Source organism: uncultured Mucilaginibacter sp. (assembly GCF_937859865.1).
Lineage (GTDB): Bacteria > Bacteroidota > Bacteroidia > Sphingobacteriales > Sphingobacteriaceae > Mucilaginibacter_A.
The window spans coordinates 68,218-82,010 of sequence record NZ_CALMAT010000018.1; the positions used below are offsets into that span (position 1 = coordinate 68,218).

Annotated in this window: 13 protein-coding genes, 1 pseudogene and 1 riboswitch (1 of these 15 running past the window's edge); of the genes and pseudogenes, 7 read left to right on the plus strand and 7 right to left on the minus strand. The window is 41.9% G+C overall.

Annotated elements, in window-relative coordinates:
- The 6 genes and pseudogenes from thrA to Q0192_RS02380 all read left to right on the plus strand — a co-directional run.
- Positions 1-403: pseudogene (gene thrA, locus Q0192_RS02355) on the plus strand (bifunctional aspartate kinase/homoserine dehydrogenase I) (it extends 2,021 nt beyond the left edge of the window).
- Between the two features lie 56 nt (positions 404-459).
- The gene (locus tag Q0192_RS02360; protein WP_299285497.1) at positions 460-1,395 is read left to right on the plus strand and encodes a homoserine kinase; all 936 of its coding nucleotides are present in this window, start codon (positions 460-462) and stop codon (positions 1,393-1,395) included.
- A 55-nt stretch (positions 1,396-1,450) separates the two neighbouring features.
- Positions 1,451-2,773 (plus strand): threonine synthase, encoded by a 1,323-nt coding sequence (gene thrC / locus Q0192_RS02365; protein ID WP_299285500.1) that lies wholly within the window; start codon positions 1,451-1,453, stop codon positions 2,771-2,773.
- Positions 2,774-2,839: 66 nt separating this feature from the next.
- On the plus strand, positions 2,840-3,085 hold the full coding sequence (locus Q0192_RS02370) for a DUF6364 family protein (RefSeq protein ID WP_299285503.1): 246 nt from the start codon (positions 2,840-2,842) through the stop codon (positions 3,083-3,085).
- The gene (locus Q0192_RS02375) at positions 3,075-3,497 is read left to right on the plus strand and encodes a PIN domain-containing protein (protein WP_299285506.1); all 423 of its coding nucleotides are present in this window, start codon (positions 3,075-3,077) and stop codon (positions 3,495-3,497) included. The genes Q0192_RS02370 and Q0192_RS02375 overlap by 11 nt, the downstream gene beginning before the upstream one ends.
- Before the next feature lie 6 nt (positions 3,498-3,503).
- Entirely contained in the window at positions 3,504-4,109 is a 606-nt protein-coding gene (locus Q0192_RS02380) for an HAD family phosphatase (protein ID WP_299285509.1), read from the plus strand.
- Positions 4,110-4,148: 39 nt separating this feature from the next.
- On the opposite strand, the gene Q0192_RS02385 is transcribed toward Q0192_RS02380, so the two are convergent.
- The 6 genes from Q0192_RS02385 to murQ all read right to left on the minus strand — a co-directional run bounded on the left by Q0192_RS02385 (position 4,149) and on the right by murQ (position 11,827).
- Positions 4,149-5,102 carry a methylenetetrahydrofolate reductase gene (locus tag Q0192_RS02385; RefSeq protein ID WP_299285512.1) on the minus strand — a complete coding sequence of 318 codons (954 nt, stop codon included), beginning with the start codon at positions 5,100-5,102 and terminating at the stop codon, positions 4,149-4,151.
- A gap of 84 nt (positions 5,103-5,186) precedes the next feature.
- A complete protein-coding gene (locus Q0192_RS02390) occupies positions 5,187-5,549 on the minus strand; it encodes a four helix bundle protein (RefSeq protein ID WP_299285515.1) in 363 nt (120 codons plus the stop codon).
- A gap of 63 nt (positions 5,550-5,612) precedes the next feature.
- On the minus strand, positions 5,613-9,302 hold the full coding sequence (gene metH / locus Q0192_RS02395) for a methionine synthase (RefSeq protein WP_299285518.1): 3,690 nt from the start codon (positions 9,300-9,302) through the stop codon (positions 5,613-5,615).
- A 101-nt stretch (positions 9,303-9,403) separates the two neighbouring features.
- A riboswitch (SAM riboswitch) is annotated at positions 9,404-9,515 on the minus strand.
- Positions 9,516-9,622: 107 nt separating this feature from the next.
- A complete protein-coding gene (locus tag Q0192_RS02400; RefSeq protein WP_299285521.1) occupies positions 9,623-10,360 on the minus strand; it encodes a Bax inhibitor-1/YccA family protein in 738 nt (245 codons plus the stop codon).
- A 48-nt stretch (positions 10,361-10,408) separates the two neighbouring features.
- On the minus strand, positions 10,409-10,975 hold the full coding sequence (locus tag Q0192_RS02405; RefSeq protein WP_299285524.1) for a hypothetical protein: 567 nt from the start codon (positions 10,973-10,975) through the stop codon (positions 10,409-10,411).
- Between the two features lie 30 nt (positions 10,976-11,005).
- Complete coding sequence (gene murQ, locus Q0192_RS02410) at positions 11,006-11,827, minus strand: N-acetylmuramic acid 6-phosphate etherase (RefSeq protein ID WP_299285527.1); 822 nt, start codon at positions 11,825-11,827, stop codon at positions 11,006-11,008.
- Positions 11,828-11,958: 131 nt separating this feature from the next.
- Here murQ and Q0192_RS02415 point away from each other — a divergent pair, with 131 nt between their 5' ends.
- Positions 11,959-12,366, plus strand: a complete 408-nt coding sequence (locus Q0192_RS02415) for a GNAT family N-acetyltransferase (protein ID WP_299285530.1) — start codon at positions 11,959-11,961, stop codon at positions 12,364-12,366.
- A 54-nt stretch (positions 12,367-12,420) separates the two neighbouring features.
- Here the strand turns inward: Q0192_RS02415 and der are convergent, their stop codons facing one another.
- Positions 12,421-13,722: a ribosome biogenesis GTPase Der gene (gene der / locus Q0192_RS02420; protein ID WP_299285533.1), complete on the minus strand. Its 1,302-nt coding sequence runs from the start codon at positions 13,720-13,722 to the stop codon at positions 12,421-12,423.
- Between the last annotated feature and the right edge of the window lie 71 nt (positions 13,723-13,793).

A 13,793-nucleotide genomic window follows, 5' to 3' on the forward strand; every position in this document is an offset into this window, starting at 1 on the left:
AATGCTGATTCTGGCGCGCGATGCCGGTTATCCGTTGGAAGCAAGCGACGTACAATTGGAAAATATGCTGCCAAAAACAGCAATCGAAGCTGGCACCGTAGCCGAATTTTACGAAGCTTTAAAAGCGGAAGATGCTTTTTTTAACGGCATAAAAACAGCAGCCGAAAGTAACGGCAAAGTGCTGCGTTATATTGGAAAACTGGAAAACGGACAAGTTTCGATTACTTTACAACAAGTAGATGCAAATCATGCTTTTTACTCGCTTTCGGGCAGCGATAACGTGATTTCCTTCACCACAGAACGTTACAAAGAACGGCCGTTGGTGGTCAAAGGTCCGGGTGCCGGTGCCGAAGTTACCGCTGCCGGTGTTTTTGCTGATCTGGTAAATGTTGGGGCGCATTAAAAAACTAAACTTTAAAGTCCGATCCTTTATCTTCGATCCCCGCTCTTTTAAAAAAAATGAAAGATTCCATAAAAGTATTTGCTCCGGCCACCGTTGCCAATGTAGTTTGCGGTTTTGATGTCCTTGGTTTCGCCGTAAACGCGCCGGGTGATGAAGTGGTGATGCGCAAGGTAGAAAAACCAGGCATCACCATCACAAAAATTACCGGCGACGACGGCCGTTTGCCTTTGGATGCCACAAAAAATACGGTTAGCGCAAGTGTAAAACATTATCTGGATCATATTGGTCAGCCGGATTTAGGCATCGAAATCGAACTGCATAAAAAAATGCCGATTGGCAGCGGATTGGGTTCCAGTTCGGCCAGTACGGTTGCGGGTTTGTTTGCGATAAATAATTTGTTGGATCAGCCTTTGACACAACAAGAACTGGTTCCTTTTGCCATGAAAGGCGAGGAGTTGGCGTGCGGTTACGGTCATGCCGATAACGTTGCACCGGCTTTGTTAGGCGGTTTTGTGCTGATCAGAAGTTATGAACCGTTGGAAATTATTTGTTTGCCGCACCCCGAAAGCTTGTATTGCGCCATCATTTTCCCAGAAGTTGACGTGCCGACAAGAGATGCGCGGCAAATGATCCGCCAGAAAGTATTTTTAAAAGATGCCGTAACGCAATGGGGCAATATTGCCGGTTTGGTTAGCGGTTTGTTTTTGAAAGATATTGACCTAATCGGCCGCAGCATGAAAGATATTTTGGTAGAACCTGTCCGTTCTATTTTAATCCCGGATTTTTACAAAATGCGCGAAATGGCGATGGAAAGCGGTGCAATAAGTTTCGGGATTTCCGGTTCCGGGCCTTCGGTTTTTGCTTTTACCAAAACCGAAGCCGATGCTTCTTTTATCACCCAAAAAATAGCGAAACATTTGGCTTCTTTACAAATTAAAAGTCAAACGTATGTATCACCTATAAATGATAACGGGCCGATTATATTAAATTAATTCAATTGCGGCTACGATCTTTTTTCCTCGCTCTCCGCTCTTTTCAATTCAAAAAATGAAACTCTACAGTACCAATAATAAAAAGCACGAAGTTAGTTTCCAGGAAGCTGTTTTTAACAGTTTGCCGCAGGATAAAGGCTTGTACATGCCGGTGGACATACTTCGTTTACCGGATGATTTTTTGGAAAACCTGCAACAGTATGAGTTGCCGGAAATAGCTTTTCGCGTTGCAGATCATCTCTTACAAGGCATTATTCCTGCCGAAGATTTAAAAGCGATTATTAATGATGCGATTAATTTCCCGGCGCCGGTTGTAAAACTGGAAGAAAATAAATATGTGCTGGAGCTTTTCCACGGACCATCGCTGGCTTTTAAAGATTTTGGGGCGAGATTTATGAGTCGCGTAATGGCTTATTTTCTCCGCGAAGGCGAAAAAGAACTGAACGTTTTGGTGGCCACATCCGGCGATACCGGCGGCGCAGTTGCTTTGGGTTTTTTGGGCGTTCCGAATACTTTGGTTACGATTTTGTACCCGAAAGGAAAAGTGAGTGCAATCCAGGAATTGCAGTTAACAACCAACGGACAAAACATCCGTGCCATTGAAGTTGACGGCACTTTTGATGATTGCCAGGCATTGGTAAAACAGGCTTTTGTAGATGCAGAACTGAATGAGAAATTTCGGTTGACTTCGGCTAATTCCATTAATATTTCCCGTTTAATCCCGCAAACTTTTTATTATTTCAATGCCGTTGCACAGTTGCAGCGTGAAGGTAAAACCGATGTTGTTTTTTCTGTTCCCAGCGGAAACTTCGGCAATATTGGCGCAGGTTTATTAGCCTGGAAAATGGGTTTGCCGGTTAAACATTTCATCGCTGCAACCAATGCAAACGATACCGTTCCCACGTTTTTAAACGGCGGCATTTATCAGCCTAAACCTTCTGTTGCTACCATTTCTAATGCAATGGATGTTGGAAATCCCAGCAACTGGGCACGCATTATGGATTTGTTCCGGGAAGATCAAACCGCCATCACAAAATTGGTAAGTGGTTTTAGTTTTGATAATGTGCAAACCGCAGCCGCAATCGAAGAAGTTTACCGGTTGTATAATTATGTAGTTTGTCCGCATACAGCCATTGCTTTTCGTGCGCTGGATGAATGGCAAAAACAGCATCCGCAGCAGGAAAATACCGGCGTGTTTTTGGCCACGGCACACCCGTGTAAATTCCCGGATGTTTTTTCGGAGGAGATTGCTGCGGAAATTGAAATCCCGGAACAAGTGCTTGAACTGGAAGGAAAACCGAAAAAAGTAGATGCGCTTGGAATTGATTATGCTTCTTTTAAGGCCTATTTATTGGCAGAGAAAGGGACTTCAATCTAAATTTTTTAGTGGTAAAAGAAGTATGAATAATATACGCATCAAAAATAATAGTGCGTATATTTGAATATGAAAAGTAAAGTTAACCTTACTATTGAAAAAGATTTGCTTTTGGAAATCAAATCATATGCTGCAGAAAAGCAGGTTAGTATTTCAGAATTAGTGGAAGATTATTTTAAACAATTAACAAAGCCCGCTAAAAGACCAGCATTTTTGGATATGGTTAAAAATCTAAAAGTACCGGAAGATTTGAATAAGGGTGTTGATTTGAAGAAGAAGTACTATGAAGATAATGCAGCTAAATATGGCTTTTAAAGTCTTGTTAGATGCAAACGTTTTGATAGACTTTTTTTTAAAAAGAGGAGAATTTGAAATCACCGAAAAACTATTTGATGGTATTTTCAACAATCGTTTTAAAGTTTTTGTAACTCCGGCTATTCTGCATATCACAGCCTACTACACAAAAAAAATATTGGGATCTGCTGTTTCAAAAGCATTGCTTTTAGATTTTTTAGACAATTCAACAGTAATAGATTGTAACCATAAAACTGCTGTCCTGGCTTTATCTTCTAAGATGACTGATGTGGAAGATGCTTTACAATACTACACAGCTTTACAGCACGATTTAAATTTCGTAATTACCCAAGATCAGCAATTTCAAAAGCAAGCCATTCCTTCCCTGCCAATTTATTCTCCACAAGAATTTTTAAAAACTTTTATTGAGTAGTATTCCATGTTCAACACCATCATCTTCGATTTAGGCAACGTTTTAATCAACTGGGACCCGAAACTCTTGTACAACAAGTTATTTGACTCCGAAGAAAAAACCAACCATTTTCTGGAAAATATTTGCACGCTGACCTGGAACGAAGAGCAGGATGCCGGGCGAAGTTTGGAAGCCGGGACCAAAGCGTTGATCGAAGAATTCCCGCAACATAAAACAGAAATTGAAGCCTATTATGGCCGGTGGGAAGAAATGCTTGATGGCGCAATCGAAGGTTCGGTAGAAATCTTTAAAAAACTAAGAGCAACCGGAAAGTATAAGTTTTACGCGTTAACCAATTGGTCGTCAGAACTTTTCCCGATTGCGTTGCGCCAGTTTGATTTTTTAAACTGGTTTGATGGTATTGTGGTTTCTGGTGATGAAGGCATCAGAAAACCGGAAGCTGCCTTTTTCCAGATTTTATTTGACCGTTATCAAGTAAATCCGGCCGATGCTGTTTTTATCGATGATAATTTAAGAAACGTGGAAGCTGCGCGGGAATTAAGTATCCAATCCATCCGTTTTACTTCGGCAGAAGAATTGGAAAAAGCGTTAAAAGATTTGAACGTTTTGTAAAATCTGACACCAATTTTTATAGGGTAAAAGAAGCATTCCTCAAAACACCGCTTTTGCAATCCGTTTTGTAGGTTCCGCATTTCCCATCGTATAAAAATGCAAAACAGGTGCGCCCATTTCCACCAGTTCTTTGCATTGTTGGATCATCCACTCAATCCCAACTTCTTTTACATCTTTTTCGTTGGTGCAGGCTTGTACGGCATCGCTTAAATCTTCGGGGATATCAATATGGAAAATTTTAGGCAGGCTGATCAATTGCTTGGAAGTGGTGAGCGGTTTTAAACCGGGAATAATTGGGATATTAATATCGTTTTCGCGGCAGCATTTTACAAATTCGCGGTACTTATTGTTGTCGAAAAACATTTGCGTAACCATAAAACCGGCACCGGCATCTGCTTTCTTTTTCAAGAATTGAAAGTCGGATTTTAAATTTGGCGCTTCAAAATGTTTTTCGGGATAAGCCGCAATGCCCACACAAAAATCAGTTTTAACAGCTTCGTATTCATCGTGCAGGTATTTACCCTTGTTCATGTTGATTACTTGTTCCAACAACTCGGTTGCATAAGTATGTCCGCCGGGCGTTGGGACAAAACCTGCGTCTCCTTTTCGCGCATCGCCACGCAAAACCAATACATTATCAATGCCCAGGAATTGCAAATCAATCAGGGCGTATTCCGTTTCTTCTTTGGTAAACCCGCCGCACAACAAATGCGGCACGGCATCTACCTTGTACCGGTTCATAATTGCCGCACAAACAGCAACGGTTCCCGGCCGTTTCCGGTAAGTTACTTTTTCCAGCAAACCGTTTCCGCGTTCTTTGTAAAAGTGGTCTTCGCGCGAAGTAGTTACATCAATAAACGGCGGGTTCAGTTCCATCAGCGGATCAATGGCATCAAAAATTCCCTGTATGCCATGTCCTTTTATAGGTGGTAAAAGTTCGAAAGAAAAAAGTGTTTTGCCGTTGGCATTTTTAATATGTTCAGTAATTTTCATGAGTTTATAAGAGCGGAGAGCGAGGAAAAAGGATATATATGGTTGTTAATTTGCGTGCGTTTTTGAGCGCGGAAAAGGATATGACTATTTGTTGAGTTGATTACTTTGATAATTTATAAGACCTGCCAACAAAACTCTAATTTTCTTTAATTTTTCTAACATGGGTTTCAGTTCGGTTTCATCAATAAAATTTAGGTCGAGGGAAAGATAAAGTTGCGTTTCTAATTCATAAGCAGATCCACGGGCGATATAATAAAAGCGCATCATATTTTTTGGATGATTACGACCGCAACCTTCTGCTATGTTTGATGGAATGGAAATTGCAGCCCTTTTAATCTGTGATTGCAAACCGTAAACTTCCTCTTTAGGAAAACGTTCAATGCAGGTATAAACTATTTTAACTAAAGCTCTTGCTTCTTTCCAAGCATCCAAATCTGTAAAAGTCATTTTAAATTATTGAAATGATAGGCTTACAATAGTCGTATCCTCGCTCTTTCTTCTTCGCTCTTCTCAATATCCTAAATTCGGACTCAACCATCGTTCTACTTCGTTTATCGGCATATTTTTACGTTCTGCGTAATCTTCAACTTGTTCCTTTGTAATCTTCCCCAAACCAAAATATTTAGATTGAGGATGCGCAAAGTAAAAACCGCTAACCGAAGAAGCCGGCATCATGGCTAAACTTTCGGTCAAGTAGATGCCTGTGTTTTTTTCAGCATCAAGCAGCTTAAATAAAGTCCATTTTTCGGTATGATCTGGACAGGCTGGATAACCCGGAGCCGGACGAATGCCCTGGTATTTTTCCTTAATCATGTCATCGCTGCTCAAATGCTCGTCTTTGGCATAACCCCAATACTCGCGGCGAACCAACTCGTGCATTTTCTCTGCAAAAGCTTCTGCCAAACGATCAGCTAAAGCTTTGGCCATGATGCTGTTGTAATCATCGTGGTCTGCTTCAAACTTGGCCACCAGTTCATCACAACCTAAACCTGCTGTTACGGCAAATCCTCCCCAATAATCAGCAATACCGGTATCTTTTTGGGCGATAAAATCAGCAAGCGCGTAATAAGGTTCGCCTTTTGGTTTTTCGGCCTGTTGGCGCAACGTGTAAATAGTATCTAAAACTTTGGTGCGGGATTCATCTGTATATAATTCAATATCATCGCCTACTGCGTTTGCCGGCCAGAACCCAATTACGGCGTTTGCCTGCAACAATTTTTTTGATACAATTTCCCAAAGTAAAACCTGCGCATCATCAAACAATTTTTTGGCTTCGGCACCAACAAACGGATCATTAAATATTTTAGGATAGCTGCCGCGCAGTTCCCAGGTATGGAAAAACGGTGTCCAATCAATATAAGGAAGCAAATTTTTCAGCGGGAAATCTTTGATTGTTTTTGTGCCGAGGAAAGTTGGTTTTGGCGCGATATCTCCATCCACACTGATTTGGAACTTTTGTGCCGATGCTTCTTTTATCGGCATAAATTTCTTGTCCACACGTTTGTTTAAATGTGCTTCGCGTGCTTTGGCGTATTCCTCTTTAATGCCGATGATATATTCACCGCGCTTTTCTTTGTTCATCAAACTGCTGCAAACGGTTACACTTCGCGAAGCATCCAAAACGTGGATGGCCGGGCCGGAATAATTCGGATCAATTTTAACCGCCGCATGAATACGGGAAGTGGTTGCGCCGCCAACAATCAGCGGAATGGTTAAACCTTCGCGTTCCATTTCTTTGGCAAAATGCACCATTTCGTCCAGCGAAGGCGTAATCAGTCCGCTCAATCCGATAATATCTACTTTTTGCTTTTTGGCTTCTTCCAAGATGCGTTGCGCCGGAACCATCACGCCCAAATCAATCACTTCAAAATTGTTGCAGGCCAAAACTACGCCAACAATGTTTTTGCCGATGTCGTGTACATCGCCTTTTACCGTCGCCATTAATACTTTGCCGGCATTTTTGCGCTCATCGCCTACACCTTCTCCGGAAGAAATAACACGTGCTTTTTCTGCTTCAATAAAAGGCAGCAAATAAGCAACCGCTTTTTTCATCACGCGGGCAGATTTTACAACTTGCGGCAAAAACATTTTTCCGGCACCAAACAAATCGCCAACGATGTTCATGCCATTCATTAACGGCCCTTCAATCACTTCCAACGGTTTATCGGCTTGTTGGCGTGCTTCCTCTACATCGGCATCCAAATATTCGATAATGCCTTTTACCAAAGCGTGCGAAAGCCGTTTTTCCACCGGAGCTTTGCGCCATTCTTCATCGCGCACTATTTCTTTTCCTTTGCTTTTTACTTTATCGGCAAATTCTACCAATCTTTCTGTCGCATCAGGTCTTCGGTTCAGCAAAACATCTTCTACCAGCTCCAGTAAATCTTTCGGGATCTGCTCGTAAACTTCCAGCATTCCGGCGTTTACAATGCCCATATCCATTCCGGCTTGGATCGCGTGGTAAAGGAAAGCCGAGTGCATTGCCTCTCGAACCACATTATTTCCCCGGAAGGAAAACGAAATGTTACTTACACCACCGCTAACTTTAGCCATTGGCAGGTTTTGTTTGATCCAGCGCGTGGCATTGATAAAATCAACCGCGTAATTATTGTGCTCTTCCAAACCGGTTGCAACGGTTAAAATGTTTGGGTCGAAGATGATGTCCTGCGGCGGAAAACCCAACTCATCAACCAAAATACCATAGCTTCTTTTACAGATCTCAATCCGGCGTTCATAATTATCGGCCTGTCCCTTTTCATCAAAAGCCATTACCACGGCAGCAGCGCCGTAATTCATGATTTTACGTGCGTATTCTTTAAATTTTTCTTCGCCTTCTTTTAAGGAGATGGAATTGACGATCCCTTTTCCCTGCAAACATTTTAAGCCGGCTTCAATCACGCTCCATTTGGATGAATCCACCATGATCGGCAGTTTAGAAATATCTGGTTCCGAAGCAACGAGGTTTAAAAATTTCACCATCACAGCTTCCGAATCAATCATGCCTTCATCCATGTTGATATCTATTACCTGCGCGCCGCCTTCCACCTGCTGACGTGCAACGGTTAAAGCTTCTTCATAATTCTCCGCTAAAATCAGTTTAGAGAATTTGGGCGAACCGGTAATATTGGTCCGTTCGCCAACATTTACAAAAATACTTTCGGGCGTAATGGTAACTGCTTCCAAACCGCTTAAATGCATAAATGGTTCGATAACTGGTTTTTGTCGCGGCGGATATTTTGCTGCTTTTTCGGCAATACATCTAATGTGTTCCGGCGTGGTTCCGCAACAGCCACCAACGATGTTGACGAATCCGGCTTGCAAAAAATCTTCCACCAAATGTGCCGTTTCATGCGGAACTTCATCATAAGCACCAAACTCGTTGGGCAAACCGGCGTTTGGATAAGCCGAAATATAAACATCTGCTTTTTGTGAAAGCTCTTCCAAATGCGGCCGCATATCTTTTGCGCCAAGTGCGCAATTTAAACCGACAGAAAGCAAATTGGCATGACGGATCGAATTCCAAAAAGCTTCAACCGTTTGCCCGGAAAGTGTGCGGCCGGAAGCATCCGTAATCGTCCCGGAAATCATGATGGGCAATTTTTTGCCGGTAAAAGAAGCATAGCGGTTAATGGCAAACAAAGCTGCTTTGGCGTTGAGCGTATCAAAAATAGTTTCTACCAAAAGTACATCCGAACCACCATCTACCAAACCGCGCACCTGTTCGTAATAAGCTTCGGCAAGGTCATCAAAAGTTACGGCACGATAACCTGGGTCGTTAACATCAGGAGAAAGTGAAGCCGTACGATTTGTCGGGCCGATTGCACCAGCCACAAAACGAGGTTTTTCAGGATTTTTTTTAGTGTATTCATCCGCAACTTCGCGTGCTATTTTTGCACCCTCAAAACTCAATTCGTAAGCTAATTCTTCCAGATGGTAATCGGCCAAAGAAATGCGTTGCGTACTAAAAGTATTGGTTTCGATAATATCGGCACCGGCATCCAAATATTCGGCATGAATGGCTCTGATGATATCCGGACGCGTAATATTTAGCAAATCGTTGTTACCTTTTAAATCGGAATGGTGATCGCGGAAACGTTCTCCGCGGAAATCATTTTCCTCCAACTGGTAACGCTGGATCATGGTGCCCATCGCGCCGTCAATAATCAGGATACGTTTTTGTAATTCTTGTTCGATATTCATGGGTTTGTTGGTTGCGGGTTGCCAGTTGTCAGTTTAAACCGGCAACTCACAATTGGAAACTTAAAAAGCTTATCTCGAAATTCGGTCCTGGGTTCCTCTTTCGCTTATCTGTCTCCAACCGCAAAGTTTGGGTTTGAGTAGAATGTAGCACCTTGTAAGTACAGGTTGCCAAGACATCGCAGGGTCTAATCCCTCCGTCTTTCTCCATAAGCAGGTGCAAAGTTGCACAATAAAGCGGTAATTTTCAAACAGCAAGGTGCAATAAAAAAGCCCTGTCGTGTTTTTGGCGACAGGGCTTTTTATATGATAAAAACAGTATCTTACCTTCTTCTGCCGCCAAAAACACGCAGCAGCATCAGGAAAAGGTTGATAAAATCAAGGTACAAAGTCAGTGCGCCCATAATGGCCATTTTACCGGCAGAGGCAGTTCCGTATTCGATTCCTTCACCAATCCGTTTTAACCGTTGCACATCATAAGCAGTTAAGCCTACAAAAACAGCTACGCCAATGTAACTGATGATGTATTCCATTTGCTGGCTGTGCATAAAGAAATTGACAATGGAAGCAATGATGATACCGAACAAACCCATAATCATCAGGGAGCCAAATTTGGTTAAATCAGTATTGGTTGTGTAACCTGCAACAGCCATTACCCCAAAAACCAAGGATGTAACCAAAAACACGTTGCCAATTAAAGCCGAGGTATAAACCAAAAAGATAAAGCTTAAACTGATGCCAAATAATGCTGAAAAAGCAATGAATAAAAGCAGCAGTACGGGATAAGATAATTTATTGATTCCGAAAGACATAACCAGTACAAAAGCCAGTGGCGCAAAAACTACAATCGTTCCAAAAGTTGTACGTGATTGGGTTTCAGTATTAAAAAGCGTTTGCAGCAAAGCTTGGTCATGAGAGAAAAAATAAGCACATAAAGCCGAAATCCCCAGCGCTACAAACATCCACATAAACACATTTGCCATAAATTTGCGCGTGGTGTCTTCTGTTCCGCTTAGTTGGATCACATTTTTATAATCGTAATTCGTTTTTTGAGTTTCCATTTATTTTTTGTTTGAATGTTAGACTGTTTTTACAAAGAAAAGTTTGATTTAATTTAATCGTTTTTGCAGTTGGTCTTCCACTTTTTGGAAGAGTTGTACCGGTTTTAAAGCGCGCCAGTTGATGTTTTCCAGGCCGCCGCCAAAGTTAATGTAATAGTCTATATTGCTTTGTTTAAATTCTTCCAGCACGTGTTCGCGAAAGTTGATACCTGCAACCCAGCCGTCTTCCACTTCCTGAAACCATTCTTCGTAATACGAATCATCCGAAGTGTGGAAATTAAGTACATTCTCGCCGATTAGGATAAAATGGTTGATGCCTTCGTCCATCATCAGTTCCAAAATTTCGCGTTTTAAAAGCATAATGTCGTTGTCAATCGCATCGTTCCATTCGCCAATCAATTCAATGATGGTAAAACCCAGATCGTAATCCGCATAAAGCACTTTTAAATACAACGTGTTGGAGCCGAAAGAATCCCACTGCGGGTGCAGCAGGTAGTTGTACACCTGTTTATCAAACTCAAATTCGTTGTATTGGGTTTCGTAAAACGGCGAACGTTCATCCTCCGATGCCACATAATCATCGCGCCATTTATAATAAGGTTCAATTTCGTGCATATTCTGTTTCCTGATAAAAACCAGGCTTACTTAATTTTTATGGGTAAAAGAAGCATGGGCCACCGCAGTAAGCACGCTTCCGTATTGTTTTAATAATGCTGATGCTTTTTCTTCGTCCAAACCTGTTTCTGCTACAATCATTCTAACGGCGCGGTCAACCAATTTATGATTGGTAAGCTGCATATCGAACATTTTATTGCCTTTTACGCGGCCTAACTGAATCATGACAGAAGTAGTCAGCATATTTAAGGCCAGTTTTTGTGCCGTTCCGGCTTTCATTCGGGTTGAGCCGGTCAAAAATTCCGGCCCGGTTACAATTTCTACCGGAAATGTTGCTTCTGAAGCTACTTTACTATCCGAATTGCAAACGATACAACCTGTGGTTACGCCTTCCTGATTGGCTTTTTGCAAACCGCCAACCACATAAGGCGTAGAACCGGAAGCGGCAATGCCAACCAAAACATCCTGATTATTAATTTGATATTCCTGCAAATCTTTCCAGGCTTGTTTGGCATCGTCTTCGGCAAATTCTACCGCTTTGCGGATCGCTTTATCGCCGCCGGCAATCAAACCAACTACCCAATCAAACGGAACACCAAAAGTTGGCGGGCATTCGGAAGCATCAACTACGCCCAAACGACCGCTTGTACCCGCGCCAATATAAAACAACCGGCCGCCATTCCGCATTTTTTCTGCCGTTGCAGCAGCCAGTTTTTCGATTTGTGGGATGGCTTTTTCAACCGCATCAGGCACCGTTTTGTCTTCTTTGTTGATGCTTTCCAAGATTTCGCGCAGCGGCATTTGCTCCAGATGGTTGTAGGCTGAGTCTTTTTCGGTAGTTCTTTGTTCCATGTAGGAATGCTTCTTTTATCGTGCAAAAATCAGTAAAAATGTGCAGATAAAAAGCGGGTTTTTAAACAGAAAAAATTAATACACCATTAGCGATTTCTATATTTGAAATTATAGGACCGAAAATCTTTTATATGAATATTACAATTAAAGAGACTAGCAATGTTCGCAAATCGGACATTATTGATATTTATAAAGCTAACAAATGGTCATCTGCCGAAAAACCTGATGAATTATATAAAGCGTTACTTAACTCACATTCATTTGTTACTGCTTGGGAAAATGATAAATTAGTAGGACTCGGGAATGCGCTATCAGACGGTCATTTGGTTGTTTATTATCCACATCTTATCGTTCATCCTGATTATCACGGTAAAGGAATTGGAAAACTTATTTTGAACAAGTTTCAAGAAAAATATGGAAACCTACATCAACAAATTTTAGTAGCGGAGGGAGAAGCGATTGGCTTTTATGAAAAATGTGGGTTTAAGAAAGCCGGAGACACACAATCGATGTGGATATATAAAGGAGGAGATCATTAAACAAATGCTTCTTTTATCGCCTAAATTTTATGCCGATAAAAGAAGCATCAACAATTACTTCTGCCTAAAAAATATCTGAACCGGAACGCCTTTAAAATCAAAATTCTCGCGCAGCTTATTTTCGATAAAACGTTTGTAAGGTTCTTTGATGTATTGCGGCAAATTGCAGAAAAACGCAAACATGGGCGACGTGCCTGCAATTTGTGTTATGTATTTAATTTTGACGAATTTTCCTTTTAGCGATGGCGGCGGAAAAGCTTCGATCAGCGGCAACATCACATCGTTTAGTTTTGAAGTCGGGATTTTTTTCTTCCGGTTTTCAAAAACTTTGGTTGCTGCTTCTATCGCCTTAAAAATGCGCTGCTTCTCGGTAACCGAAGTAAAAACAATGGGAATATCAGTAAACGGCGCCAGTTTTTGTTTGATTTGTTCCTCAAAAACTTTAGTGGTTTTGTTGTTTTTCTCAATCAAATCCCACTTGTTCACCAAAATAACGACACCTTTTTTGTTCTTTTCGGCGAGGTGGAAAATGTTCACGTCTTGGCTTTCCATGCCTTCCATCGCGTCAATCATCAGCATCACCACGTCCGCTTCTTCCAAAGCTTTGATGGTCCGCATCACCGAATAGAATTCAATATTTTCGTGAACTTTGGTTTTTTTACGAAGGCCGGCCGTATCAATCAGCATAAAATCATGGCCAAACTGGTTGTAATGGATGTGGATAGAATCGCGCGTGGTGCCGGCAATCGGCGTAACGATATTCCGGTCTTGGCCAATCAAAGAATTGATCAAAGAAGATTTGCCAACATTCGGGCGGCCAACAATGGCAAATTTGGGCAGGCCGTTTTCTTCAACTTCTTCATCATCAAAACCCTTCACCACTTCGTCCAGCAGCTCTCCCGTTCCGGAACCCGTCATGGAAGAAATCGGAAAAATCTCACCTAAACCTAAACTGTAAAAAATGCTGGTTTCATCATAGCGAGCAGCATTGTCAACCTTATTGACAACCACATGCACCGGTTTTTTGCTTCTGCGGAGCAAAGCTGCAATTTCATCATCCAAATCGGTAATGCCGGTAGTTACATCAACCATAAATAAAATTACGGTTGCTTCTTCAATGGCAATCACCACTTGTTCGCGAATGGCGGCTTCAAAAACATCTTCCGAATTGGCTACGTAACCGCCGGTATCAATCACTGTAAAAGTGCGGTTGATCCATTCGGCATGCCCGTAATGGCGGTCTCGGGTTACGCCGCTAAAGTCATCAACAATGGCTTTGCGGCTCTCGGTCAATCGGTTATATAAAGTGGATTTGCCTACGTTGGGGCGGCCAACTATGGCTACTATGTTACTCATTCTTCAGTTGTCTGTTGTGGGTTGCCTGTTGCCGGTTTTAATGGCAACCTATCTGTTTCTGTTGTTTCCGG